The organism is Ornithinimicrobium cerasi (genome assembly GCF_003702705.1).
GTDB classification, from domain to species: Bacteria; Actinomycetota; Actinomycetes; order Actinomycetales; family Dermatophilaceae; genus Ornithinicoccus; species Ornithinicoccus cerasi.
In genome coordinates this window covers 308,965-334,514 of sequence record NZ_QZMN01000003.1, presented here as the reverse complement: position 1 = coordinate 334,514, position 25,550 = coordinate 308,965, and the positions used below count along the sequence as shown (strand labels likewise).

At 74.2% G+C, this 25,550-nt stretch carries 20 protein-coding genes and 1 pseudogene; 10 read left to right on the top strand and 11 right to left on the bottom strand.

Features of this window, described 5'->3' with window-relative positions:
• Positions 1-7: 7 nt before the first annotated feature.
• Positions 8-1,102, top strand: coding sequence for a HoxN/HupN/NixA family nickel/cobalt transporter (locus D4B81_RS05180; RefSeq protein ID WP_202613571.1), 1,095 nt, complete (start codon positions 8-10; stop codon positions 1,100-1,102).
• Positions 1,099-1,617 (top strand): hypothetical protein, encoded by a 519-nt coding sequence (locus D4B81_RS05175; RefSeq protein WP_122261384.1) that lies wholly within the window; start codon positions 1,099-1,101, stop codon positions 1,615-1,617. The genes D4B81_RS05180 and D4B81_RS05175 overlap by 4 nt, the downstream gene beginning before the upstream one ends.
• A gap of 175 nt (positions 1,618-1,792) precedes the next feature.
• Here the strand turns inward: D4B81_RS05175 and D4B81_RS05170 are convergent, their stop codons facing one another.
• A complete protein-coding gene (locus D4B81_RS05170; RefSeq protein WP_122261448.1) occupies positions 1,793-3,517 on the bottom strand; it encodes an ABC-F family ATP-binding cassette domain-containing protein in 1,725 nt (574 codons plus the stop codon).
• 62 nt (positions 3,518-3,579) lie between these two features.
• Here D4B81_RS05170 and D4B81_RS05165 point away from each other — a divergent pair, with 62 nt between their 5' ends.
• From D4B81_RS05165 to D4B81_RS05150, 4 genes are all read left to right on the top strand, one after another.
• Positions 3,580-4,059: a GrpB family protein gene (locus tag D4B81_RS05165; protein ID WP_122261383.1), complete on the top strand. Its 480-nt coding sequence runs from the start codon at positions 3,580-3,582 to the stop codon at positions 4,057-4,059.
• Between the two features lie 131 nt (positions 4,060-4,190).
• Entirely contained in the window at positions 4,191-4,577 is a 387-nt protein-coding gene (locus D4B81_RS05160) for a YciI family protein (RefSeq protein WP_122261382.1), read from the top strand.
• A gap of 1 nt (position 4,578) precedes the next feature.
• Entirely contained in the window at positions 4,579-4,965 is a 387-nt protein-coding gene (locus D4B81_RS05155; RefSeq protein WP_122261381.1) for a YciI family protein, read from the top strand.
• On the top strand, positions 4,962-6,200 hold the full coding sequence (locus tag D4B81_RS05150) for an RNA polymerase sigma factor (RefSeq protein WP_122261380.1): 1,239 nt from the start codon (positions 4,962-4,964) through the stop codon (positions 6,198-6,200). The genes D4B81_RS05155 and D4B81_RS05150 overlap by 4 nt, the downstream gene beginning before the upstream one ends.
• Positions 6,201-6,328: 128 nt before the next feature.
• Here the strand turns inward: D4B81_RS05150 and D4B81_RS05145 are convergent, their stop codons facing one another.
• From D4B81_RS05145 to D4B81_RS05135, 3 genes are all read right to left on the bottom strand, one after another.
• Complete coding sequence (locus tag D4B81_RS05145; protein ID WP_122261379.1) at positions 6,329-7,462, bottom strand: hypothetical protein; 1,134 nt, start codon at positions 7,460-7,462, stop codon at positions 6,329-6,331.
• Positions 7,455-7,691: a hypothetical protein gene (locus D4B81_RS05140; protein ID WP_122261378.1), complete on the bottom strand. Its 237-nt coding sequence runs from the start codon at positions 7,689-7,691 to the stop codon at positions 7,455-7,457. Before D4B81_RS05140 ends, D4B81_RS05145 begins: the two co-directional genes overlap by 8 nt.
• Before the next feature lie 547 nt (positions 7,692-8,238).
• On the bottom strand, positions 8,239-8,538 hold the full coding sequence (locus D4B81_RS05135; RefSeq protein ID WP_122261377.1) for an oxidoreductase: 300 nt from the start codon (positions 8,536-8,538) through the stop codon (positions 8,239-8,241).
• 11 nt (positions 8,539-8,549) lie between these two features.
• On the opposite strand from D4B81_RS05135, the pseudogene D4B81_RS05130 reads away from it, so the two are divergent.
• Positions 8,550-9,056 (top strand): annotated as a pseudogene (locus D4B81_RS05130) (aldo/keto reductase); the annotation flags it as partial.
• Positions 9,057-9,095: 39 nt separating this feature from the next.
• Here D4B81_RS05130 and D4B81_RS05125 read toward each other — a convergent pair.
• Positions 9,096-10,307, bottom strand: a complete 1,212-nt coding sequence (locus D4B81_RS05125) for an ATP-grasp domain-containing protein (RefSeq protein WP_122261375.1) — start codon at positions 10,305-10,307, stop codon at positions 9,096-9,098.
• Between the two features lie 5 nt (positions 10,308-10,312).
• Positions 10,313-11,542 carry an ATP-grasp domain-containing protein gene (locus D4B81_RS05120; RefSeq protein WP_122261374.1) on the bottom strand — a complete coding sequence of 410 codons (1,230 nt, stop codon included), beginning with the start codon at positions 11,540-11,542 and terminating at the stop codon, positions 10,313-10,315.
• 74 nt (positions 11,543-11,616) lie between these two features.
• Here D4B81_RS05120 and D4B81_RS05115 point away from each other — a divergent pair, with 74 nt between their 5' ends.
• Positions 11,617-12,348 (top strand): CDP-alcohol phosphatidyltransferase family protein, encoded by a 732-nt coding sequence (locus D4B81_RS05115; protein ID WP_122261373.1) that lies wholly within the window; start codon positions 11,617-11,619, stop codon positions 12,346-12,348.
• Here the strand turns inward: D4B81_RS05115 and D4B81_RS17980 are convergent.
• Together D4B81_RS17980 and D4B81_RS05105 are read right to left on the bottom strand one after the other, a co-directional pair.
• Positions 12,332-15,730 (bottom strand): hypothetical protein, encoded by a 3,399-nt coding sequence (locus D4B81_RS17980; protein WP_161964991.1) that lies wholly within the window; start codon positions 15,728-15,730, stop codon positions 12,332-12,334. The genes D4B81_RS05115 and D4B81_RS17980 overlap by 17 nt on opposite strands.
• Before the next feature lie 4 nt (positions 15,731-15,734).
• Entirely contained in the window at positions 15,735-17,375 is a 1,641-nt protein-coding gene (locus D4B81_RS05105) for a lipase family alpha/beta hydrolase (protein ID WP_122261372.1), read from the bottom strand.
• A 117-nt stretch (positions 17,376-17,492) separates the two neighbouring features.
• Here D4B81_RS05105 and D4B81_RS05100 point away from each other — a divergent pair, with 117 nt between their 5' ends.
• Positions 17,493-20,942, top strand: a complete 3,450-nt coding sequence (locus D4B81_RS05100; protein WP_161964990.1) for a P-loop NTPase fold protein — start codon at positions 17,493-17,495, stop codon at positions 20,940-20,942.
• Positions 20,943-20,956: 14 nt separating this feature from the next.
• Here D4B81_RS05100 and D4B81_RS05095 read toward each other — a convergent pair whose 3' ends face one another.
• From D4B81_RS05095 to D4B81_RS05085, 3 genes are read right to left on the bottom strand one after another with little or no spacing between them, the layout of a single operon-like run.
• A complete protein-coding gene (locus D4B81_RS05095; protein ID WP_122261370.1) occupies positions 20,957-22,168 on the bottom strand; it encodes an FAD-binding protein in 1,212 nt (403 codons plus the stop codon).
• A complete protein-coding gene (locus tag D4B81_RS05090; protein WP_122261369.1) occupies positions 22,165-23,127 on the bottom strand; it encodes an acetylxylan esterase in 963 nt (320 codons plus the stop codon). Before D4B81_RS05090 ends, D4B81_RS05095 begins: the two co-directional genes overlap by 4 nt.
• Before the next feature lie 11 nt (positions 23,128-23,138).
• The gene (locus tag D4B81_RS05085; protein ID WP_122261368.1) at positions 23,139-24,341 is read right to left on the bottom strand and encodes an ROK family transcriptional regulator; all 1,203 of its coding nucleotides are present in this window, start codon (positions 24,339-24,341) and stop codon (positions 23,139-23,141) included.
• A 190-nt stretch (positions 24,342-24,531) separates the two neighbouring features.
• Between D4B81_RS05085 and D4B81_RS05080 the strand changes: the two genes are divergently transcribed.
• Positions 24,532-25,548 (top strand): LacI family DNA-binding transcriptional regulator, encoded by a 1,017-nt coding sequence (locus D4B81_RS05080; protein ID WP_122261367.1) that lies wholly within the window; start codon positions 24,532-24,534, stop codon positions 25,546-25,548.
• Positions 25,549-25,550 lie beyond the last annotated feature (2 nt).

The window sequence follows — 25,550 nt, the reverse complement described above, 5'->3', positions numbered from 1 at the left end:
CGGACGGGTGAGCAGCGCCATCGCGAGGTCTGGCACCGACGTGGCACCACGGCATACCCTCAGTGCGGTCGAGCGCCGCAGCATGGTCCTGGCCGCGCTCGCGGTCCTCCTCCTCCACCTCGTCGGCTGGGGTGGCCTGATGCTGCTCGTGGCGCCGGCCCGGCTGGAGCTGGGCGGCGTGGAGGGTCAGGTCCTCGGCGTCGCCGTCGGCATCACCGCTTTCACCCTCGGGGCCAGGCACGCGTTCGACGCGGACCACATCGCGGCGATCGACAACACCACCCGGCGGCTCGTCGCGGAGGGCCGGCCGGCGACGAACGTGGGGTTCTGGTTCTCCCTCGGCCACTCCACCGTGGTCGTCGTGCTGGCCGGGCTGGTGGCGGCCGGGCTGTCCACCCTCGTGCGTGAGGCCACGAGCGCCGAGTCGACGTGGAACCGGTTCACCAGTGTGTGGGGTCCGCTCGTCGCCGGGGTCTTCCTGCTCGTGATCGCCGCGGTCAACGTCGTGTCGCTGCGGTCCTCCGGCGGTCATGGCCCCGCCGGGCCGGTGACCGCGGTGCTGGACCGCATCGGCACCCGGATCCGCACACCTCGTCAGATGTATGTCGTGGGACTCCTCTTCGGTCTCGGGTTCGACACGGCCACCGAGGTGAGCCTGCTCGTCCTCGCCGGCTCGGCAGGGGTGGCCCAGCTGCCGTGGTGGGCCGTGATGACGCTGCCCGTGCTCTTCGCGGCGGGCATGTCGACGTTCGACCTGCTGGAGGGGTGGGTGGCGCGGCTGGCCTACGGCCGTGCGGCCGAGCGGCCCGAGCGCCTGCGGCGGTACAACGTCGGGGTCACGGCGGTCTCGGTCGTGGTGGCCGGTGTCGTCGGGCTGGTCTCGCTCTCCGGCGCTCTGTCGACCTGGGGCGGCTGGCCGGACCCGCTGGCGTGGACCACCACCCTGGCGACCGACTACTGGGGCTGGGCGCTCGCCGCCGTCCTGCTGGCGACGCTGCTACGGCTCACCGTGACCCGCGCCCGGCGGCTCGGTGCCACACTCGAGGGGCACGTGCTCGGCATACCGGAACGGGTGCGGCGAACGAGAGGGGAACGGCCATGAGGACGACGCGAGCACGGACGATCACCAGCACGCTCGTGGCGGGCCTCCTGCTCGTGCCGGCGACCGCGGCGGTCGCCGCCGCCGGCACCGACGCGGGGGCGCAGCGGGCCGAGGGGTCGTTCGTGGCCTCCGTCGACTTCCCGACGCTGCAGGCGCGTGACGTGCGGGGCAACAAGTGCGAGTTCACGGTCGAGGGCACGCTGACGTTCTCCGGGGACGTGGTCGGCGAGGCGGTCGGCACGACGACCGCCGTGATCTTCGCCCCGTGCTCCGACGCGCTCGCGTCGCCGCCCGGGACCTCCTTCGACGTCTTCCGCTTCGAGGGGGTCTTCTCCGGGGAGGTGCTCGGTGACCCGACGTCGGGGGCGCTCAGCTATGCCGGCGTCACCCGGGTGGGGGGCGCCATCGACGCCACGGTCATCCTCGACGGCGACGACGGTGCGCGGGCGGTGGTCCGCGCCGACGCGCAGGTGGCCGTGGGTGGGACGTACTCCGGGGTCGCCAGGCGGTCGTGAGGGGGCTGGGCCGGCTCACTCCCGCCCCAGCCCGACCCTCCTCGCCCGCGCGATCGCCTCGCCGCGACCGGCGGCCTGCACCTGCGGCCGGTTCGGGCGGGGTGCGCCACGGCATGCCCGCGGCCGTCGGTCCCCTGTCACCTGCCGGGGTGATCGACGATCCGCGATATCCGTCTCAGGGTGCCCCTCCGCCGGCCGCAGGATCGGCACCCGTGTCGGCACCGGGCAGCACCTCGGTGACCACCCCGTCCGCGACCTCCCACCGCCGCGTCAGCCGCACCGTCTCCAGCATCCGCCGGTCGTGGGTCACCAGCAGCAGGGTGCCCTCGAACGCGTCGAGCGCCTGCTCGAGCTGCTCGATCGCCGGCAGGTCGAGGTGGTTCGTCGGCTCGTCGAGCACGAGCAGGTTGACCCCGCGCGCCTGAAGCAGCGCCAGCGCCGCCCTGGTCCGCTCACCGGGCGAGAGGGTCGACGCCGGCCTCCCGACGTGCCCGCCTGCCAGCCCGAACTTCGCCAGCAGCGTCCGTCGGTCCGCGTCGGTCCACTCCGGCAGCTCCGTCGCGAGCACCCGGGCCAGGGGCGTGTCCACCGCCTCCAGCAGCCGGCGCGCCTGGTCCACCTCCCCGACGACGACCCGCGACCCGGACGTGACGCTCCCCTCGTCCGGCGCCTCCCGGCCGAGCAGCAGCGCCAGCAGCGTCGTCTTCCCGGACCCGTTCGGGCCGGTGATCGCCACCCGGTCGCCGAGGTCGAGCTGCAGGTCGACCGGCCCGAGGACGAAGGCGCCCGCCGGCGAGGACCCCGTGCGCCGCACCACCGCCTCGCGGGCCACCGCCACCACGTCCCCCGACCGCGGCGCCTGCGCGATGGTGAACTGCAGCGACCACTCCTTGCGCGGCTCCTCGACCACGTCGAGCCGCTCGATCATCCGCTGGGTCTGCCGCGCCTTGGCCGCCTGCTTCTCCGAGGTGGCCTGCTGGTGGAAGCGGATGTGCTTGTCGCTCTCCTTGCGCCTCGCCAGCTTGCTGTTGGCCGCCCGCACCCCCTTGCTCATCCAGTCACGCTGCATCCGGGCGCGCGACTCCAGGCCGCGGCGACGCTCGGCATACTCCTCGTAGGCCTCGCGCGCGTGCCGACGGGTGATCGACCGCTCCTCCAGGTAGGCGTCGTAGCCACCCCCGTAGGCCACCACCCGCTGCAGGCTGCGGTCGATCTCGACGACCGTCGTGACCGTGGCGGAGAGGAACGCCCGGTCGTGGCTGACGAGCACCACCGGGGCGTCGAGCCCGACGACGAACTCCTCCAGCAGGTCCAGCCCCGCGACGTCGAGGTCGTTGGTCGGCTCGTCGAGCAGGTAGCCGTCGTAGCGCGACAGCAGCAGCCCGGCCAGCCCCACCCTCGCCGCCTGGCCGCCCGAGAGGGTGCGCACCTCGCGGTCGAGGTCCACCGCCAGACCCAGGCGGGCGGCGACCTCCTCGGCCCGCTCGTCGAGGTCGGCGCCACCCAGCGCGAGCCAGCCCTCCAGAGCGGTCGAGTATGCCGTCCCGCTCGCCTCCTCCTCCGGGTGGTCGGCCAGCAGCTGGGCCGCGGCCTCCATCGCCTCCCCCGCGGCGCCGACCCCCGTGCGGCGGGCGAGCGACTGCCGGATCGTCTCCCCGGCCCGCGCGTCGGACTCCTGGGTGAGCAGCCCGAGGTGCGCGGTCCGGGGCGAGACGACGACCTCGCCGGCCTCCGGGGCCCGTCGACCGGCCAGCACGTGCAGGAGGGTGGACTTCCCGGCACCGTTGGGCCCGACGAGCCCCACGACGTCACCCGGCGCGACCACCAGGTCGAGCCCGGAGAAGAGGATGGTCGCCCCGTGGCCGACGGCCACGTCCCGGGCCTGGATCGTCGCGGTCACCACGCCATCCTCCCAGCCGACGGGGCCGACGCCGACCGCCAGCACGGCGTAGCGTCACCCGGATGGACCTCCTCCGCTCCGACGACCTGCAGGCGGAGGCCCGACGGACCCGCGACCTCGTCGCCGCCGAGCTGGCGGCCCTCGGCGTCGCCGGCGAGCTGGAGCTGACCGGCGCCACGTCCGTCCCCGGCGCCCTGACCAGGGGTGACGTGGACCTGCACCTACGCGTGCCGGCCGACCTCTTCGACGAGACGGTGCGGCTCCTGCGGACGGCCTACCCGATCGCCAGCCCGACCGCCTGGGCCGCGACCCTGGCGGTCTTCGGCATCCCGGGCACCCTGCCGACCGGGCTGGCCGTCACCCCGGTCGGCTCCGAGCACGACGTGCGCTTCGTCACCGGCTGGCGCGAGCTGAGCGGCCGCCCCGAGCTCCTGGAGGAGTACAACCGCCTCAAGCGGGAGGCGTCGGACGAGGCGGACTACGAGGAGCGCAAGTCGACCTTCTTCACCGCGCTCGGCCGCGCCGGGACGGCATACCCCTGACGCGAGAGCATGAGGGTCGGGCACGGTGTCGTATGCCGGCCCTCGCGTTCGTGGAAGAGGTACAGGGGGCGGCCGACCGGTCGCCCGGTGGAGCACGGTGACCCCGTCACCGACGAGGAGAGGAGACGACGTTGACGGAATACCTCATCGCCTTCAACGACGAATGGGTGCCCGAGCACTCCCCGGAGCAGCTGACCGCCAAGAGCGAGGCGGTGTGGCCGGTGATCGAGGACATGCAGGCGCAGGGCGTCCTCGTCTATAGCCACGGCGGCATCGACGGCTCGACCGCGCTGTGCAGCGTCGAAGCCTCCGGCGGCGAGCCGGTGTTCACCGACGGGCCGTACGCGGAGACGAAGGAGCACCTCGGCGGCTTCGCCGTCGTGGACGTGGCCGACGACGAGGCGGCGCGGCACTGGGCCGGTCGGCTCGCGGTCGCCCTCGAGTGGCCGCAGGAGGTGCACCGGTTCCCGCCGCGCATGCCCCACGACAGCACCCGTGCCGGGTCCGGGGAGGTCTGAGATGCCCAGGTACCTGCTGTCCGTGTTCGGCCCGGTCGAGCGCCAGCCGTTCGGCCCCTACCCCTCCAAGGAGGCCATGCTCGAGGCGTTCGCCGACACCGGCGCCTTCAACGACAGACTGGAGCGAGAGGGCCGCCTCGTCTTCGCCGACGGACTGGACCCAGGTTCGACCGCGACGACCGTCGACGCTCAGGGGGAGCGACCGGTCCTCACCGACGGCCCCTACCTGGAGACCAAGGAGTGCCTCGGCGGCTTCTGGGTCATCGAGGCCGCCGACCTCGACGAGGCGCTCGCACTCGCGGCCGAGGGGTCACGGGCCTGCCGCGGCACCGTCGAGGTGCGCCCCTTCCAGTCCGAGGAGTCCGTGCGGGCGCTGCTGGAGTCGTGACCGACCCGCTGTCCGAGGCGATCGCCCGCGTCCACCACGAGGAGTGGGCGCGGGTGGTCGCCGGCCTGGCCCGCCGCTTCGGCGACCTCGACGTCGCCGAGGAGGCCGCGGCCGAGGCGTTCGCGGCGGCGGTCGAGCGCTGGCCGCGCGACGGCATACCTCCGAATCCCGGTGGGTGGCTGGTCACCACCGCCACCCGCCGGGCGATCGACCGGCTGCGCCGCGAGTCCCGCCGCGACGCCAAGCACGAGGCGGCCCTCATGCTGCACGACGACACCCCCGCCGAGCCGAAGGGCCCGGTCGAGGACGACCGGCTGCGGCTCGTCTTCACCTGCTGCCACCCGGCGCTCGCGATGGAGGCGCGGGTGGCGCTGACGCTGCGGATGCTCGGCGGCCTCAGCGTCGCCGACATCGCCCGGGCGTTCCTCGTGCAGAAGACGACGATGGCGCAGCGGATCACCCGGGCCAAGGGGAAGATCAGGGCAGCCTCCATCCCCTACCGGGTGCCGTCGGCGGCGGACGTCCGGGAGCGGCTGGCCGGGGTGCTGGCGGTGCTGTACCTGGTCTTCAACGAGGGCTACCTGGCCGGCGCGGGCGAGGACCCGGTGCGGGTCGACCTCTCGGACGAGGCGATCCGGCTCACCCGGCTGCTCCGGACGCTGCTCCCTCAGGACCGCGAGGTCGCCGGTCTGCTGGCGCTCATGCTCCTCACCGACGCCCGGCGCCCGGCGCGCTTCTCCGGCACCGGTGAGCTGGTCACGCTGGCCGAGCAGGACCGCGGCGCGTGGGACGCCGAGCTGGTCGGCGAGGGTCTCGCGATCGTGCGGGAGCGGGCGGTGGTGGTCGCGACGGGTGGCGAGCGGCCCGGGCGTTACCAGCTGCTCGCCGCGATCAGCGCCGTCCACACCGGCGCCCCGTCGGCCGGGGACACCGACTGGGCACAGGTCGTCTCCCTCTACGACCGCCTGCTGGACCTCGACCCCTCGCCCATCGTGCGGCTCAACCGGGCGGTGGCCGTCGCGGAGACCGACGGGCCGGAGGCGGGGCTCGCCGAGGTGGAGGCGATCGCCGACCGTCTCGACGGCTACCACCCGCTGCACGCCACCCGCGCTGACCTGCTGAGGCGCCTCGGCCGCGCCCGCGAGGCGCGCGCCGCCTACGACCGGGCGATCGGTCTCACCGGCAACGTGGCCGAGAAGACGTATCTCGCCCGTCGGCGGGACGAGACGCGGTGACGGGTATGCAGTCCCCTCCCGACCTCCTCGGGGAGCACGGTGCTTGTCGCAGACAGCGGACGTGGGATGATGGCAGTCGGAGATCGAGGCGGTGCACCAGCGTCGGATTGCCGACACACGTGCCCCGTCTAGCCGCCGGCGGGCTGCACCTGCTCGTCGGCCACCACGGTGCCCTCGTCGACGGGCACGAGCACCCGCACCGGCTCCGGGCAGTCCTCTGACGGGACGGTCACCACCTCGACGCCGTCCTCGGAGGTGGCGAGCGCCACCACCGGCACCCCGCCGAGCCGGGCCCGGTCGGCGCAGGCGTCCCCCAGCCGGTCCGCCCACAGGTCCTCCCCCTCCGGCAGGACGAGAGTCGCCCCGACGGGCCTGGCCGGCAGCGCGTCCGCCTCCTCCGCCGGGTCCGCGGGAGGGTGCGAGGCCCAGGCGAAGACGACGAGGGACAGGGCCGAGAGGAGCGAGAGGCCCAGCACGACCGCGGACACCCGCCTGGCACGGCCGCCGATGCGCAGGTGCCGGTCGAGCTGGGAGGCCCGCCGCACGCCGTCGCGCAGGTTCGCGTACGCGGCCGTCCGGGCGGCCGCACGGTCCTGGGCGAGACCGACCTCCAGCACCGCCGGACCCGGCACGACCTCGCCGGCGGCCGCGAGCCTGGCCCGGACCACCTCGGCCTTCGCCGCGTAGTGCCGCTCGCTCGCCTCCTCGAGCCGGAGCAGCAGCGTGTCCAGGTCGCCCTCGCCCCGGTGGTATGCCGAGTCCCGGCTGACCGAGTCCAGCACCTCGGCGGGCCTGCGGGAACGGACGATCTCCTGCAGCCGCTCGATGTCGCTGCCGGGACCGGGGGTCTGGACCCAGGCGAGCAGCCCGAGCGAGACGACCACGCAGACCAGGACGACGACGACCGTGACGCCCGCCGCGACCATCCGCACCCGGTCGTCCGGCCAGGTCAGCTGGCCCACGTCGGAGAGCTGCGTGCCCGCGACGAGGAGCGCTGCGATGGCGGCCAGGGCGCCGATGAGCCACTTGACCGAGGTGAGCAGCTGCTCGTCCTCGCGGGCGAACGGGTTGACCGGTGCTGCGTCGCCCCCCGATCCGCCACCGCCACCCCCACCAGCCGTGGCCGCCGTCGCGCCGCTGGAGCCACCTCCCGCGCCACCGCCGGCCGTCGGAGCAGCCCCGCCGTCGGCGCCGTCCTTCCCGTGCCGGAGGACCCGTAAGGCGGCCGCGACCGCCGTCGGGATCCGGCCCAGGTCAGGCATCGGTGTCGGTGATGCGCACCTCGACGGAGCCGACCTGGGGCTCGAGCACGTCGACGATCTCGGTGGCGGACAGGCCGCCCTCCTCGGCGAGGACGTGGACGGCGAGGTCGTCCGGCTGGGTCCTGGCCCACTCCGCAAGCGCGCCCCGCGTGACGTCCGGGGTGAGCGAGACGTAGCGGATCGGCCAGCCGTCCGGATCGGTCTCGTCGGTGACGATGTTGATGGCCATGGGTCGCTCCTCCCGAGACCCTCAGCATCCCGCCGTCGTGTGACGGGTGTCAACGACCACGACAGACCTCGACGGGATGCTGGCGATCCCGCTGCCCGCCTGCCCCGCAGGCGCCACTCACGTGAGTGGCGCGTGGACGCCATACCGGCACGGGCCGTGCCCGACCCACTCACGTGAGTGGCGGGTGCACGCCATACCGCCCGTTGCCGTGCCCGACCCCCTCACGTGAGTGGTGCGTGCACGCACCCACCCGTCCTGAGGCAGCGGCCCGGGGTCGGCGCCTGGTCTGGCAGCTGGGGGGCGGTCCTGCAGGCGGGCGGGGGCCCGAAACCGTGCCGTCGGCCTCGCCCGGCGTGCGTTCTGCTGCACGCCGCAGCCGGCGCAGCAGGATCCACCCGAAGCCGTGCCGTCGACCCTGCTCGGAGTGCGTTCTGCTGCACGCCGCAGCAGGCGCAGCAGGATCCACCCCGTGCAGCGCCGTCGACCTGGTCCGGGGTGCGTCCTGCTGCATCCGCGGATCGGGCAGCGCGGCACCGCCGCCGCGGCGTCAGCGCACCGGCACGTCGCGGTGCAGGCGCTCGACGAGCTCGATGACCGCCACGCTGTCGCGGGGGTCGACCGGGGGCGGTGCGCCGTCGAGCAGGCTGGCCGCGACCCCGCGGTAGAACAGGTCGTAGCGACCGCGCTCGAGCGGCACCTCCCGCTGCGCGCCCGGCACCCCGACCACGCCGGTGCGGCCGCCGGTGACCTCGGCGAACCCGGGGTCGGCGGGGCGCGCGCCCTCCTTGAGGGCCCCCTCCAGCGGTTCCAGCCCGTATGACGTGAAGCCGGCCTCCGAGCCGACCACCCGGAAGCGGGGCGATCGCCCGCCCGCACGTCGCGACGGTGCAGATCATCCTCAACGTCCTGCGCCGCAAGCCGCTGGAGCAGGTGACGGCGGCGGCGCAGGAGGCGGGCGTCGGCATCATCGCGCGCGTCCCGCTGGCCTCGGGCCTGCTCACCGGCCGGTTCGAGGAGACCTCGACGTTCGCCGCCGACGACCACCGTCAGTACAACCGGCACGGCGAGGCGTTCGACGTGGGTGAGACGTTCGCCGGCGTGCCCTACGAGGTCGGGGTCCGGGCGGCCCGCGAGTTCGCGGCCGTGGGTGGTGACGGGGCGGCCGGCACCCCGGCGCAGCGCGCGCTGCGGTGGATCGTCGACCAGCCCGGCGTCACCACCACGATCCCGGGCGCCAGCTCGCCGGACCAGGCGCGGGCCAACGCCGCCGCGGCCTCGCTCGCCCCGACCACCCCCGGGGCCGAGGCCGCCTACGCCGACATCTACGACCGCTACGCCCGGGAGCACGTGCACCACCGCTGGTGACCCCGGGGTCGCCCCGGGACGGGCCGACCGACGTGCGCCCTACTCCGCGAACATCTCCAGCTCGGTCGCGAAGCGCCCCAGCACCCGCATCAGCTCGGGCAGCTCGGGGTGGCGGGCGATGACCATGCCGTCCGAGAGCAGGGTCGCCCGCCAGTCGCGGCGGGGGGTGCCGACGGGCAGCAGGTCGACGACGCAGACGTGCTCGCCCTCCTCGCGCAGCAGCCGCTCAAGGCCCTCGACCCGGGTGATCCGCCCCGACCCCTGCGCCCGCTTGAACATGCTGGCCGCGTTGAACCGGTGCGTGAGCGGCGGCGCCTGCCCCGTCGTCACCGCGAGCGCCCAGGTGTCGAAGAGGTCCCCGTCGGTCGCGTAGTTCATGACGTCGACCGTCCGCGCGCCGGGCGGCCGGGCCCCGATCTCGCCGAAGACCACCTCGCCGTCCGCGGTGCGGTACCACTCCATGTGCGTGAACCCCGAGGTGAAGCCGAGCGCCGTGAGGACGCGACGCCCCATGTCCAGACCACCGGCCAGAGCGGGGTCGTCCTTGTCCCGCAGCGCGATCGTCATCGGGCTGACCCACTCGTGGCTGCGCTGCTCCAGCGGCCGGGGCTGGTACCAGCTGACGTTCTCGAAGAGCACCTCCCCGTCCCCGCAGACCGTGTCGTAGGTGAACTCCTCCCCCTCGACGAACTCCTCCACGCTGACCCGCGGCACGTGCTGGATCATCTGCTGCACCTCGGCCAGCCGGGCCGGCGTGTCCACACGGTAGGTGTCGGCCGAGCCCGCGCCGGCGACCGGCTTGACGATGAGCGGGTAGCCGACCTGCTCCGCCGCCTCCCACACCTCGGCGACCGTGGTCGCGCCGGCGTGCCGCGGCGTGCGGACCCCGGCGGCGTCGAGCACCCGCTTCATCACCTCCTTGTCACGGAACCACGTCGCCTCCTCCACCCGCATGCCCGGCAGGTCGAGGTGCTCCCGGATGGTGGCGGCGAGCACGACGTAGGGCTCCCAGAGACACTCGACCTGGTCGATGCGCACGTGGCGCGCCAGCCCCCGGAGCGCGGCCAGGACCGCCGCGGTGTCGGCGAGCGGCACGTGCTCGTAGTGGACGAGGTGGTCGCGCACCGTCGCCGGCAGCGCGCCGACCGGCTGGTCGCCGATGCCGATGACCCGTGCGCCGGTGCGGGCCAGGGCCCGCGTGAAGGATGAGACGTCGAGCGGGAAGCCCGGGGACAGCAGGACGACGTTCATCCCCCTCACGCCTCCTCGACCAGCTCGACGCGGACCCGGGAGACGATGAGGTCGAGGGCCTCGCGGACGGCGTCGGTGTCGCGGTGGCGCACGGTGATGAACCCCTCCCCCTCGTAGCCCGTCGACGAGGGTGCCCCCGGCCGTGGCAGGCGTGAGTCCACGACCAGGTCCCCCAGCTCACGCCATACCTCCTCGAGGCCGTGCACGGCGCGGACGCGTCCGCGCCCCAGACCCCGCAGGTATGCCGTGCCGCACGCCCAGGAGCGTTCGGGCCGGGTGAACTCCTCGAGGATCATCAGCCGCGCCCAGAGGTCGAAGAAGTCGACGTCGTGGGCGAGGCCGATCATCGAGGCCAGCTGCGCGCCGGGCGGCCGGGCGCCGACCTCGGAGATGGCGACGGTGCCGTCGGGCCGGGCGAACCACTCCATGTGCGAGATGCTCGTCCGCACCCCGAGCGCGGCGAGGGCGGCGGGTCCGACGCGGTGGATCTCGCGGCACTCCGGCCCGTCGACCGCGTGCGGCAGCACGACCTGCCACTGCACCCACGGGTTGCGCAGCACCTCCAGCGGGGTGGGGTGGTAGTCGGCGACCGAGGAGAAGACCGTCTCGCCGTCGATCGTCACCGAGTCGAAGGTGTGCTCGCGGCCGGTGAGGAACTCCTCCAGCAGCCAGGCCTCCCCCGCCTCGCCGCGCGCCATCTGCAGCCAGGCGTCCACGTCCGCCCAGGTGTCGAGGCGGAAGGTCGCGACGGCCCCCGCCCCGTCCGGCGGCTTGGCGACGACGGGCAGCCCCACCAGCTCCAGGAAGTCGATCGCCTCCTCGGTGCGGGTGACGAGCCGGTGGCGCGCGCAGGGCACGCCGGCCCGGCCGAGCACGGTCTTCATCCGCGCCTTCTCGCGCACGTTGCGGGCTGTCTCCTCGTCCATGCCCGGTATGCCGAGCGCGTCCCGGACCTGGGCGAGCGGCACCTGCAGCTGCTCGAGGATCCCGACGAGCCGCTCGACCGGCCCCAGCCGCGCGCCCAGACCGCGGACCGCGTCGGCCACCTGCTGGGGGTCCAGGGCGTCGGCGACCTGCCAGTGGCCGGCGATCGCCTCGCGCAGCTCGGGGTCGAGACGGTCCGCGGGGGTGGCGGTGACGACGGCGAGGCGGACGCCCGGGACGCGCGCGGCCGACAGCACGAACCTCCGGGTCGCCTCGAGGAGGAACGGGGCGACGAAGGCGGCGGTGACCATGGCCGATCGTAACCAGGTGGGCGCCCCGCCCGCCGGGAGCGGGCGAGGTCCCGGGTCGCCTAGGGTGTGCGGCCATGAGCCCCCCGCGACCGAGCACCGCGCAGCGGCTGGCGGCGGCCGCGGTGCACGCCTACACGGCTCTCGGGTCGGTGCTGGCGCTGCTCATGGTCCACCTGTCCTACGCCGGCGAGGTCACCGCGGTGCTGTGGCTCTTCCTCGTGGCGATGGTCGTCGACGGCACCGACGGCTTCCTCGCCCGCCGCTTCCGCGTCAAGGAGGTGCTGCCCGGCTTCGACGGCGCGCTGCTCGACAACATCGTCGACTTCATCACCTACGCGTTCGCGCCGATGGTGCTGCTGTGGAGCGCGGGCTACCTGCCGGACGGCTGGCTCGGCGGCGTCGTGGCCGCGGTGCCGGTGCTCGCGTCCTGCGTCCAGTTCTGCCGCACCGACGCCAAGACCGAGGATCACTTCTTCCTCGGGTTCCCCAGCTACTGGAACGTCGCGGCGTTCTACCTGGTCGTGCTGGACGCGGGCGCCCCCGTCGTCACGGCGGTGCTGCTCGTCCTCGCGGTGCTGGTCTTCGTGCCGGTCCGCTACGTCTACCCGTCGCGGACGGCGACGGCCTGGCGGCTCACCATGGCGCTGACCACCGGATGGCTGGTCCTGTATGCCGTCATCCTCGCCCGCTCCCCGTCGCCGGAGCCGTGGCTGGTCGCCCTCTCGCTCGCCTACGTCGTCTACTACACCGGGCTCAGCCTGCACCTCACGCTGAGCCGCCGCCCCGCCCTCACTGGAACGCGTTGACCCTGGTGTCGACCACCCAGCCGCCGGCCCGGTCGGCCTGCGCGACGCGGGCGACGACGTGCGGTCGGTCGCCGCGAGCCTCGATCAGCACGACCCCCCAGTCGTCGGCCGCCAGGACAAGACCCTCCCGCCCCTGGACCGCACGGCCCGTGCCGTAGCGGGTGTCCGGGGTCGGCGTCCAGTCGTCGAACATCTCGCCGACGGGGTGGCAGCACTCAGCGGTCAGGTGGTAGCCGTCCGCGACGAGGACGCCGATCGTGGTGGGCGAGCTCAGCCAGAGGTCGTGGTCCGAGCGGCGCAGCGGTCCGACGGGCCCGAACCGGTCGGCCCGGACGTCCACCACCCAGTCGCCGGCCCTCGTGTCGTGGTTGGCGTAGGCGGTGCTGCGCCACCGTCCGTCCTCCAGCTCGAGGAAGCCGTGGACCGCGGGCGTCGTGACGAGGACGCCCAGCCGGCCCGAGGCACGCAGGTCGGCCGCCGGGCCCACGCGCACGAGCTCGGGGTCGAGCGGGTCACCCAGGCCGAGGTCCTGCCCCGGGTGCAGCCGGGCGACCACCCGGAGCACCCCGTCGACGACCTTGACCATGGCCAGCCCCTGCGCGCCGTGCAGGACCAGCTCGTCCAGCCCGTCGCCGTCCAGGTCGCCCGCGGCCACCACCCGGTCCGCGCGGGGATCGAGGGTCCAGCCACCGAGGTCCTCGCCGGCGACGGCACGGGCGCGCAGCAGCACGCGGCCGCCGTCGGCACCGAGCACCGACAGCGCGTCGTCGGTGAGGAACACCGCGTCGTCACGCTGTGCCTCGACGAGCCACCCGCCCGGACCGGCGCGCAGCTCGCGACCGGGCACCAGCTCCGCCCGCTCGGACCCCTCCGGCAGGTGCGCCAGCTCGGCGAACCCCGGCCCGTCGCCCGTCACCACGCTGAGCCCCGCCGGGCCGCGCACCCACACCTGGTCCACCGGCACCGTGGGGTCGAAGCGGCCGCTCGGCCCGAACCGGTCGGCCGAGGTGTCGACGGTCCACGCCCCGAAGGCGGTCCCGTTCGGTGCCATCGAGCGGCTCGTCAGGCCGGCGTTGCCGTCGTCGCCGAGCAGCCCCACCCCCCAGGGGCTGCTGACCAGGATCTCCCCCGCCCCGTCCCCGTCGGTGTCGAGCCTGCGCAGCTCGTCGCGGGGACAGACCCGGCCGGTCCAGGAGACCGACTCGTGGTTGACCCCGAGCCGCCAGCGCCGGGTCTCACCACCCTCGATCGTCCCGGGTCGGACCTCGAGGGAGCGCCCGTAGCGGACCGTGCCGTCGGGCGTGAACCCGTAGGTGTGCGCCTCGAGGCGTTCCACGGTCCAGGCCGAGCCGAGCGAGCGGCCGAGGGTGTCCAGGAAGCCGTCGCGCGCGGGCGCCGTCCGCTCCTGGAACTCCTTGGTGAACTCCTGGTAGGCGTTCCTGCGACCGGGACCACCCTCGTCGTCGCTCTCCCACAGCTGCAGCGCGAGGGTGAGGTGACCGTGGCGGTCCGGCACGCCGGTGGCCCGGAACGTGCGGCCCAGCCCCCGGCGCTCGCCGGTGTCCACGTCGGACCAGGGCCCGAAGAGGTGGTGGTCGGCGGTCCGGGACGCCTGGTTGACCAGCATCGCGATGAGGAACGGCTCGTCGGAGTCAGAGCCGCGGTCCCAGTCCGACTCCTCGACCGCCTCCAGGGCGTCCAGCCGCACCTCCCAGTCCGAGACGTGGACGTGGCCGAGCTGGTGACGGCGGGAGCGGCGGATCGTCCCGTGCACGCGGTAGTGACCCTCGCCGCCGCCGTTCAGGTCCACGCTGAACGGGCTGGCGGAGCCGGTCAGGCCGGCCAGCTGCGCCGGCGTCCACACCCGGTGCTCGGTCGCCACGTGGTCGGCGTGACCCCCGATCAGGCTGAGCAGCAGGTCCCCGATCGCGTAGACGGCGTCCCTCACCGCGTTGACGAACGTCCGGCCGAGGGCCTCCAGCACGTCGCCCAGGTCGGCGTCGGCGTTGCGCAGCACCAGCTCGGAGGGGAAGGAGTCGAACGGACCGATGTGGAACACCTGGTCGTCGCCCTTCTCGAAGTCGTCGTAGGCCAGCAGCGGACCGGCGTCGGGCATGTTGTCGAGCAGGTGCTCCCCGGGCCCGCTGTCGACCGAGGCGTAGATGTCGGCGTCGGTGCCGGCACCCGTCTCGTCCGCCGTGACCAGGCGCAGGCGGACGTACCACTCCTCCGCGACGGGCGCAGGCTTCGGCGGGTACTCGCCGGTGCCGAGGAAGCGCACACCCTGGCGGTGGAAGTCCTCGAACTCCGCCTGCCACCCCTCCTCGTCCCCGGCCGGGTCGGACCGGACGTGCTGCCAGAAGGTCGCCAGATCGGGCGCGACCAGCGCCCGGGTCAGCCCGCAGAGGATCTCGGCGCTCTGCCGCCCGGCCAGCCGCAGCGCCGTCGTGAACAGCATCTCCGCGTCCGCCTGGGGGAAGCCGCGCTGCTGGGCCCCGATCGGCGCGACCCACCGGGAGTCGAGCGCGATGCCGGGCGGGGCGAGGTGGACGAGCCCGGCGGGGACGGGCACGCCATACACGGTGGTGGAGCCGAGCGCCACGCCGTCCTGGCACGCGCGGTACATGTCGCAGACGGCGTTCTTGGTCAGCGGGGACACCGGATGGCAGAGGACCTCGAGCAGGCCGGGGTCCATGCGCAGCACGGTGCACTCCGGGGCGAACCGGCCGTGGTGGGCGATGCCGGTCACCGGGGACAGCTCGTAGTTGCCGGTGTAGATCGGGTGGTCCCCGGCCAGCTCGTGGGGGTCGGTCCACAGCAGGCCGCGCCGCGACGGGTCGTCCACCCAGGAGGAGTGGGAGTAGAAGTCCTGCACCGGGTGCAGCGCCACCCCGACGACGTGCCGGGCGGCCGCGACCCGGGCCGGCAGCGGCAGCGGCAGGTCGGCCGCCCAGAGCACGCCGGCCAGCAGCCCGCCCCGGTAGCGGTGCCACATCACCTCGATCTGGCGGACGTCGGTGAGGTCGTCGAAGTGGATCTTGGTCAGGGTGGGCGCCAGCGACAGGGCCGTCTTGACCCGGTCCAGACCTCCCTGGAACCACCACAGCGGGTTGTAGAGGTAGCTGTCGACGTAGTCGGTGTGCCACGACATCTCCATGGCCGCGTCCTCGGCCCAGCCGGAGGCCCGGGCGGCCTCGAAGGAGAGCCGACGGTGGTGCCAGTTCTCGAGGTCGTCGGCCTCCAGGAGGGGGTCTTCCCCGCCGAAACGCAGCAGGGACACGGCCGCGACGTGCAGCGGGAGCTGGACCGCGACGACGTGCCGCAGCACCGTCCGGGCGGAGGTGAGGACCGCGCGCACCGACAGCGGCAGCGGGAGCGGCATGGGCTCAGTGCTCGCGGTTCTTGGCGATGGCCACCCGCAGCCGGGCCGAGAAGCCGGTGCCCTCGACGTCGAGGAACCAGCCGGGGCGCGACCTGATCTCCTCCAGCCGCTGCACCGTCGCCTTGACCCCCAGGTGGGCGTCGGCGGCCGCGAGCTCCCGCAGCGCGGCGGCGTCCTTCGGGTCACGCTCGCTGAGGTACTGCTCACCGGTGTGCAGGAACAGCTCGGCGTGGGTGCCCGGGAAGACCTGCACGTAGTACTGCTTGCGGAAGATGACGTTGTCCGAGAAGCCGATGCCGCGGGTGTCCCGCTCGCCGACGTAGACGTCGAGCCGGAAGACCATGCCCTGGGCGTCCTGCCCCGGCCGGATCCGCCCGTCGATCCAGCCCTCCCAGATGAGCCGGTCCGGCCCCGCCCAGCCGGTCGTCCGGTCTCCCTTGTCGGCGAGCGGACGGCGCAGCTCGGTGTCCAGGTCGGGTGGACCGTCGCTGAGGTCGGCCCTGGCGAACGGGCCGTAGCAGTTCTCCGCCTCCGCGCTCTGGTGGAACAGCTCGAAGTCGACGTAGCGCGGCTTGATGCTGACGCCGAAGTAGAACTCGCTGTCCCCGAACCAGTCCTTGCCCCGCGTGATCTCGGCCTGCTCCATCCACAGGCTGACCTTGTGCGTCCCGTGCAGGAACCGCATGGCGATCTCGTAGGTCTCGCGGGAGTTGACGACCGAGTCGCTGCCGCCGTGGCTCTTGTGGACGAAGGTGCGGGGCGCACCGGGCAGCTGGGCCGAGGAGTGCTTCACGAGCCCGTCGCTGCGGTTGGTGGCCAGGTTGCCCTCGTCGAGGAGCGTGGAGAGCCGGTTGAGCACGCTCGCCGGCCCGACGGAGTAGCTGCGGTAGTTGGTGCCCACGACGGTGAGGATCCGGTCCAGCGGGAACGCCTTCTCCAGCTCCAGGAACCGCGTCGACCGCGGGGAGAACGACTCCAGCTCGTCGGAGCCGCCGCTCACCCCCGGCAGGGAGTCCACGAGCCAGCGGGGCAGCCGCTGGAAGGCGATGCCCCGGTGCGGGGTCCCCAGCGTGACGACGCGGTGCACCAGGTCGGCGGCCGACCCCTCCTGCTGCTCGTGCATGGCCAGGAGCGCCTCGCGCATCACCAGGCCGCCCATGCTGTGGCACACCAGGTCGACGCCGTCGAAGCTCCCAACCTGACGCGACTCCACCGCCTTGCGGATGAGCTTGACGAGGCGCACCAGCCCCTCGCCGTAGGTGCGCAGGGACCGGGGCGACAGGTCGTAGAAGCGGTAGACCCACAGCGTCCCCTTGGCCGCCTCCCGCAGCACCCGACGGGCCACCTGCGCGTCGATGACCACGGTCCCCTCGGTGTCCTCGGCCGTCCAGCCGCCGAGGTCTCCCCCGGGCGAGGAGACGGGGGTGGAGTAGTAGCCGACGACGTTGGTGGCGTCGGCGTAGGGGTAGTCCGTCGACTTCAGGGCCCGCAGCAGGAAGCCCTCGTAGATGTAGTTGTCGCCCCGCCGCCCCGGGTAGACCGTCCCCTCGTTGAACCCCTGGTAGGCGTTGGCCTGCTCGGAGCCGATGTCCAGGCCGCCGAAGCCGCGCACCAGGATCAGCGGTCGGGTGCTCTGCTCGTCCATGTCTCTCCCCTGAGCCGTCGGGTCGCGGTCCTGCTTGGTCTAGCAGCCCGGCGTGCTCCGTGGGGATAGGTAGTTGTACCTATTGACGAACCGGCCAGGCGGCGGGACGCTGCGGGCGTGGCTGGACCTGATCGGGAGGCGGGGCCAGGGTCGGTCGGGGCCGATCCCGCGCGGGGGTATGACGTGCCCGTCGTCAGCGGGAGCGGGTCCGTCGCCGTGGAGGTTGCCGTCACCGGCGCCGGGACCGTCACCGGGACGGTGGCCGGTGCGGTGCGGGACGCAGGTCCGGGCCTCGTGCTGGTGACGACCCTGGTCGACGGCGTCCTGGACCGGCACCGCCGCGACTACGCCCGCACCTGGCCACGGCGTGACCCCGCGTGGCCGGAGGACGGCCCGCGGCAGCCGGCGCAGGACTGGTTGGCGGAGGCACGTTCGCTGCTGCGGTCCGAGGGGCTGGTCTTCGGCCGGGTCGCCGTGGTGGCATGGTGCCTCCTGGACGACGACGTGGCCGAGGAGTCGGTCGCCAGCGGGCTGCTGGGCGCCCTGGCCGCGGAGGTCAGTCCGTCGCTGGCCGACCACCTCTCCGCGGGCGGGCGCGACCTCCTGCGCCGCCGGGCTCCGCTCATCGCGCTCCAGGAGGGTCTGCTGCCCGTGTCCGTGGAGGGTCCCCTGGACCCGGAGGACCCGGTGCGTCACCTGGCGCTCCGCGGACCCTCGAGCACCGACCGCGGCGTCGGGCGCTGGGCCATGGGCTTTCCGGCACGCGTGAGCGTGGGCCGGGGGACGGAGTCGGAACGGGTCTACCCACCGTCCCCGCCAGGAGACACGGATCCGCCCGTGCACGTCGACGTCTCGGCCCTCGGGTGGTCCCGGCGGGGGACGCTGTGGGTCATCCTGGCCGACGGGCCGGACGGCGGCGTGGTGCGGTGGGACGCGGCGCAGGAGGCCGTGCTCCCGCTCGGGAAGAGCTGGCCGCACGGCACGGTGGCCGCTGTGGGCGAGGGGGGTGTGGCGCTGGTGCCCGGTCAGGGGGAGGACGGGAAGATCCTCTGGGGCAACGTCGACGACGGCGCCCCGGTGGTCCTGGCTCCGCCGGGGCCGCAGCCTGTGCGGCTCGCCGCCTCGGGACGGACGGTCACCGCTCTCCTCCCGGACGGCACCGTCCGGGCTGTCGACCTCACCCGGGTCGACGGGCCGTGGTACCCGGGCGGGTCGGGCACCGCGGGCGTGACCGCGATCGCCCAGCAGCTCACCACGAGCTGGTTCGGCACGGACACCGGGTCTGTGGGGTCCTTCACCCCCGACGGGTCGGCCACCGCGCCCACGGTGGCGCTGCCCGGCGAGCGGATCGAGCACCTGGCCTGCGGCGGGGGGCTGGTCGTCGCCGCCTCGGGCACGTCGGTCGCCGTGCTGCGGGACGGGGCTCTGGTGTGCCGGTGGCGCAGCACCCAGGGTGGCGGACCGCAGGTCGTTGCGCTGAGCCCGGACGGTCGCTCGCTCGGGATCTGCGCGGACGGACTCGTCCGGATGTGGCGGGTGGACAGCCAGCCGGAGCTGCGCCTGACGGGCTACCTCGCGGACACGCCGCAGGGCGAGGACCTGCTGGACATCACCCCCACCGTGAAGGCCCTCGCCGCCGTGGTCTGCGCGCACGTCGTGCAGCCTCCGCTGGCGATCGGGCTGTTCGGGTCCTGGGGTTCCGGTAAGAGCTTCTTCATGGAGCAGCTGCACGCCAAGGTCGAGGAGATCACCGGCACCGCCCGGACCTCCGGCCGCACGCAGTCGCAGCTGTGGGCCTGGCGCAACGTCCGTCAGGTGCGGTTCAACGCCTGGCACTACGCTTCCGCCGACGTCTGGGCGGGGATGCTCGAGCAGCTGATCGCCGGGATCAGCGTCGACGGCGCCGCACGCGACGTCGAGCTGCCGCTGCCGCCCGGACTCTCGGCTGCGGAGGAGGCGCGCGTGCGGCGACTTGCCGACGCGGAGGCCGAGGTCCGGACCCGTGCGGAGGCCCTGGCCGAGGCGGAGCGGCAGGGGGCCGAGGGTCTCTTCGAGCTCGCGTCCACGAGCACCCTCGAAACCTTGCGGAGGAACCTCGACGGCGCCGATCTGAAGCTGGAGAAGGACCTGAGCACCACCCTCACCGAGGTGGTCGCCACCCGCGAGAAGCTCCGCCAGGTGGGCTGGCTCACCCCGGGGACCCGCAGGCAGCTCCTCGTCACCTCGGGAAAGGTCGGTGCCGTGTTCGCCGTCGTCCTCGGGGTGCTCCTGCTCCTGCTGCGCTGGACGGACGTGAGGACGATGACGTGGGGACCCATTGCCGCCCTGGTCAGCGCCGCAGCCGGAGCGGCTACCTGGGTGCGGGAGAAGGTCCAGCAGTACGCGGCCAGGGTCGAGTCGGTCACGGCCGCGCAGCAGCTCCTCGAGGAGGCGCAGGCGAACCTCGAGGCAGCCCGGGAGCAGGCCCGGCCCGCGAGCGTCGGTCGACTCCTCAACGAGTACCTCGAGGGTCGCGTCACCACCGACGACTACCGCAGCCAGCTCGGTCTGATCGGCACGGTGCACCGCGACCTGCGGGTCATCTCCGACGGGGTCACCCGCCACAACCGCAGGCTGCTGGAGGCGCCCGAGGCCAGTCGGGAGGAGGGCGCGGACGCGGTCAACCGGGTCGTCCTCTACATCGACGACCTGGACCGCTGCCCCCCGAAGACCGTCGTGCGGGTGCTCGAGGCGGTCTCGATGCTCCTGTCGTTCGAACTCTTCGTGGTGGTCGTCGCGGTGGACGCGCACTGGGTGTCGACGTCGCTGTCCACGGTCTACCCGACCTTGCTCGAGGGGGGCGAGGTCACGGCAGACAACTACCTGGAGAAGATCTTCCAGCTGCCGGTGTGGCTCGACCGCCCCGGGCCCGAGGCCGCCACCTCGATGGCCCGCCACCTGCTCGGCCAAGCCGCCGCGACGGGACGTGGTGAGGGAGGTGCCGGACCCGCGTCGGGCACCCGTCCGGAACCCGACGCCACGCAAGGATCAGCGGAGGCTGCGACGGACGGGGAGGGGACGGCATACCCCGGTGGGTCTGCGTCGGGTGCGGGCGAGGGGGTCGGCGCGCCGCTCGCCACCAGCCCACCTGCCCCGGTCACTCTCCTGGAGGGCGAGGCGACGTCGATCGCCGCGCTGGCACCGATGCTGGCGCGGTCACCGAGGGCGCTCAAGCGTTATCTCAACACGTACCGGCTGCTCAAGGGACTCGTCGACGAGGAGGACCTGGAGGCGGCCAGGCTCATGCTGGCGGTCGCGACCGGGCGTCCCCGGACGGGCGAGCGGCTGCTCGACCAGATCGCCGGCGCGGAGCCTGGGGTGACGCTCGAGACGCTCGTCAGGGCCTGGCCGCCGGAGGACCGGGAGTGGTTCACGGGTACGGTGCCGGTCGAGCTGCGGACGTGGTCGACGTGGACGGCCGGGTCGCTCCGCCCGGCCGCCGAGGCGGTGCGACGCTTCGTCTTCCGGACCGCCGGGACGCCGGCGCCGACATCCCGACCGGCGCCGATCGGGGACCCGGACGACTGACGCGCTGAGCTGGGTCAGCCGCCCCAGCGCCGGAGCAGGTCCTGCCAGTCCGCCCACCGCGGGTAGAGGGCTGCCGCGTCGAGCTCCTCCTCACGGTGGACCTTGCCCCAGTGCGGGCGCGCCGCGAACGGCGCCAGCCGCGCCTCCAGGGCGGGCAGCACGGCGGCCACCCCCTCGGGGTCGAGGTGCCAGGTGAGGTGCAGGCCCACGACGTCGGTGCCGGAGGCGCCGCTGAGCCACAGGTCGTCGGCGGCGACGGTCCGGATCTCGCACACCTGGAGCAGGGGTGCGAGCCGGTCCGCCAGACCCCGCACCGCCTCCAGCGCTGCGACCGCGTGCGGCCGGGGCAGCAGCCACTCGCTCTGGATCTCGCGGCCCGCGGAGGGCACGTGGTCGGCCCGGAAGTGCGGGAGCCGGGACCACCAGGGCCCGGGCACACCGCCCTGCCGGGTGGCCGGGGCGGGGTCGACCCCCGGTATGGGGTGGCGCGGCCCGTCCGCGGGCCGTCCCCCGAGCGCGGTGGCCGGGTCGGGACCGGCGGGCCGGTCGGTGCGGCGCTTGACCCACACCTGGTCCAGGACGTCGGGGTCGGCCCAGGTGGTGAACAGGGAGACGCTGTGCCCGAGCGAGGTCGCGGCGTCCAGGTCGTCCAGGACCGCGTCGAGGGGGACCTGCTCCACCACCGTCTGGCCCACCTCGTAGGTCGGCTCCACCGCCAGCTCGAGGGCCGTGACGACGCCGAGGCGTCCCAGGCTCACCACGGCGCCGGGCAGGTCGGGGTGCCCCGCCGCGAGCCGCCGCAGCTCACCGTCCCAGCCGACGATCTCGAGCGCGGTGACCTGGGTGGCCAGCGACCCCAGGGCGTCGCCCGAGCCGTGGGTGCCGGTCGCGACCGCGCCCGCGACCGTGATGTGCGGCAGCGAGGCGAGGTTGGCAAGGGCCGTGCAGGTCCGGTCCAGCTCGGGCACGAGGTCGCTGTAGCGCGCGCCGCCCTCGACACGGAGCACGCCGCGGTCCCGGTCGACCGAGGCGGACCTGGGCAGCGACGCCGTGGACACCTGCACGCCGGGGGTGTCGGCCACCCTGCTGAAGGAGTGGCGCGAGCCCAGTGCCCGCGCCGCCCCGAGCGTCGGCAGCACCTCCTGCAGCTGCGCGACCGAGACGGGCTCGACGAGGCGGGTGGCGGCATACCGGAGATTGCCACCCCAGTTGGTGCGGGTGCTCACGCGAGCACCTCCCCCAGCCAGCGGACCGACCGCAGCCACTGCTCCTGCCCGCCGCCCTCGTGACCGTTGAAGGGGTAGACCTCGACGGTGGGCGGGACGGGGATCGCGTTGGCCGCCGCGAAGACGGTCGAGGGCGGGCAGACGTCGTCCATGAGGGCGACCGAGACCATCGTCGGGGCCGAGATGCGGCGCGCCATGACCACGCCGTCGACGTAGGACAGCGTCCGGAAGACCTGCTCCGCCGCTCCCCGGTGGACGGCGAGGTAGGACGCGACCTCGGAGTAGGGCGCCGCGTCGGTGATCGAGACCGCCCGCTCCAGGTGGCACAGGAACGGCACGTCGGCGACCACCGCCGCCACCCGCCCGTGCAGCGCCCCCGTGGCGAGCGCCAGCCCGCCGCCCTGGCTGGTGCCGACCACCGCCACCCGGTCCGGGTCCACGTCGGGACGGGTGAGGACGTGGTCCACGGCCCGGACGGCGTCGGTGACGAGGCGGCGGTAGTAGTAGGTCTGCGGGGACTCGATCCCGCGGGTCATCACGCCGGGGTGAGCGGGTCCGGACCCGTGCGGGTCGGGCGTGCCGCCACCGCTGCCCCAGGTCGAGGCCTGGCCGCGCGTGTCCATGACGAGGGAGGCGTAGCCGGCCGCCGCCCAGCCCAGCCGCTCGTGCGGCAACCCCCGCCCGCCCCCGTAGCCGATGAGCTCGACCACGCAGGGCAGCGGGCCGGGGACCGGTGGGGCCACGAACCACGCCCGCACCGGCTCGCCCCCGAACCCCGGGAACGTGACGTCCTCGACCCGCAGGGCCGTCACGGGGGTGTCGGCGGGCTCGCTGGTGGCGACGGTCGGGGCCGACCGCGCCTGCGCGAGGGTGGTCGCCCAGAAGTCGTCGAAGTCGTCCGGCTCCGGCACCTCGGGCCGGTAGTCCCGGAGCTGGTCCAGGGGCAGGTCGACGAGCACGGTCCTCCTCCTCAGGCCGCCAGGAAGGCGACCGGTGCGGTCACGACGCGGGACAGGTGCAGCAGCGCGCCACCGCTGGCCCCGGCGACGTCGTCGGGGTCGCGGACGACCTCCAGCGGCATCCAGTCGGCGGCCATCACCCGGGCGCGGAGCCGGGCCTGGACGGTCGGGGTGATCCGGTCCGCGAGGTCGCCGATCTCGCCGCCGAGCACGATCGTGGGGACGTCCAGCAGGTTGACGACCCCGGCGAGGACGACGCCGAGCGCCTCGGCGGCGAGGTCGATGGCCGCCCGGCTGGCCGCGTGCCCGTCCTCCGCCAGCCGGTCCAGCTCGGCGAGCGTCGTGGTCGGGGGCAGACCGGCGCGACGGGTGAGGGCGAGGCGACCGGCATACCGCTCCAGGCAGCCGTCCGAGCCGCACGGGCACGGGTCGCCGCCGGGGCGGAAGGGCATGTGCCCGATCTCGCCGGCGAAGCCGTGCCGGCCGGTCTGGACGCGGTGGTCGGTGACGACGGCACCCCCGATCCCGATCTCGCCCGAGACGTAGACGAAGTGGCCGGCACGTCCGAGGCGGCCCGGCGCGGGCTGGACGAACGCGTGCGCCGCGAGGTTGGCCTCGTTCCCCAGGCTCAGGGGTATGCCGTGGAGCTGTTCGCGCAGGCCGGTGCCGGGGGCCAGGTCCCGCCAGCCGAGGTTGGGCGCACGCAGCAGCCGCTCGCCGGACCCGTCGACCACGCCGGGCAGGGCAAGCCCCGCGCCGACGACCCGGCCGCCCTCGGGCGTGCGGGCGAGGACCTCGCGCAGGTGGTCGGCGAGCAGGTCGAGCGCCACGGCCGGTTCGGAGCCGACGAGGTCGGGCTCGGACCGCGACTCGGACAGCATCCGTCCGCCCAGGTCGATGAGCCGGGCGGCCACGTGGGCGGCGTTGACCTGCAGGCCCAGCGCGCAGACGCGACCCGAGGGCCGCAGGGGTGTCGCCGGCCGCCCCGGACCGGCGAGCAGGGCAGCGCCCTCCTCGACCAGACCGCCGGCGACGAGCTCGTCGACCAGGCGCGAGACGGTCGAGCGGGTCAGGCCGGTCGCGGCCGCGACCCCCGCCCGGGAAGGCGGCTCGGCGGCGCCGGACACGCACCTCAGCACGACCGCGAGGTTGGTCTCGCGCAGCGTCGACTGGTGGGCCAGGAGCGGCGCGGCCGCGTCGGACACCGGGAGCATGCGGCCCAGCGTACGCACCCGCGCGCCGTGCGGGCCCCGCCGACCCGAGATAAGTTTTGTGACGAAAGTTTTGTGCCGCAACGACGGGGAGCGCGGAACCTCCTCCGTGCTCCACCGACCGGTCAGGGACGAGCGGGGCTGCCGCCCACCACCTGCGCACGTCCCGCACGGTCGTCGCGATAATGGCGCCATGGTGACCTACGGCCGCGTCCGGATGGAGGACGTCGCGCGACAGGCCGGCGTGTCCGTCGCCACCGTCTCCAAGGTCGTCAACGGCAGGTATGGCGTGTCCGCCACCACCACCGCGCGCGTCGCCGACGTCATCTCCGAGCTGGGCTACGAGGCCAGCCTGGGGGCGCGCAGCCTGCGCAGCACGCGGACCGGCATCCTCGGGGTGCTGGTCGCGGAGTTCGAGCCGTTCAGCACCGAGCTGCTCAAGGGGGTGTCCGGCGCGATGGCCGACACGGACTACGAGCTGATGGCCTTCGCCGGGGCGACCCACGGCGAGACGGTGGGCTGGGAGCGCCGGTCGCTGCGCCGCCTGGGCGGCACCCTCCTGGACGGGGCGATCGTCGTCACCCCCACCGTCATCGAGCCCGGTGCTGCGGTACCGGTCGTGGCCATCGACCCGCACACCGGCAGCAGCGACGTGCCGACCGTCGACTCCGACAACGTCGGTGGGGCACGGTCGGCCGTCGAGCACCTGATCGGCCTGGGGCACACCAGGATCGGGATGATCCGGGGGCGGGAGGACCTGGAGTCGGCCCGCCTCCGCGAGCACGGTTTCCGGCAGGCGATGGCGGCGGCCGGCCTCGAGGTCGACGAGACCCTGCTGGCGACGGGGTCCTACCGGTCCGAGTCGGCCGTCGCACCGGCGCTGCTGCTGCTCGACCGGCGCGACCGCCCGACGGCGGTCTTCGCCGCCAACGACCTGATGGCGATCCGGACCGTCGAGGTGGCCCGGACGCTGGGGCTGCAGGTCCCCGCGGACCTCTCCGTGGTCGGCTTCGACAACATCCCGGAGTCGGCGCTGGCCCAGCCCGCGCTGACGACGGTGGCGCAGCCGCTGCGGGAGATGGGCCGCTGCGCTCTCGACCTGCTGCTCTCGCTGCTCGCGGGCGAGGAGCTGGCCCAGCCGCACGTGCGCCTGGACACCCGGCTGGTCGAGCGCGCCTCCACCGGCCCGCCCGCACCCGGCCGGCTCTGACC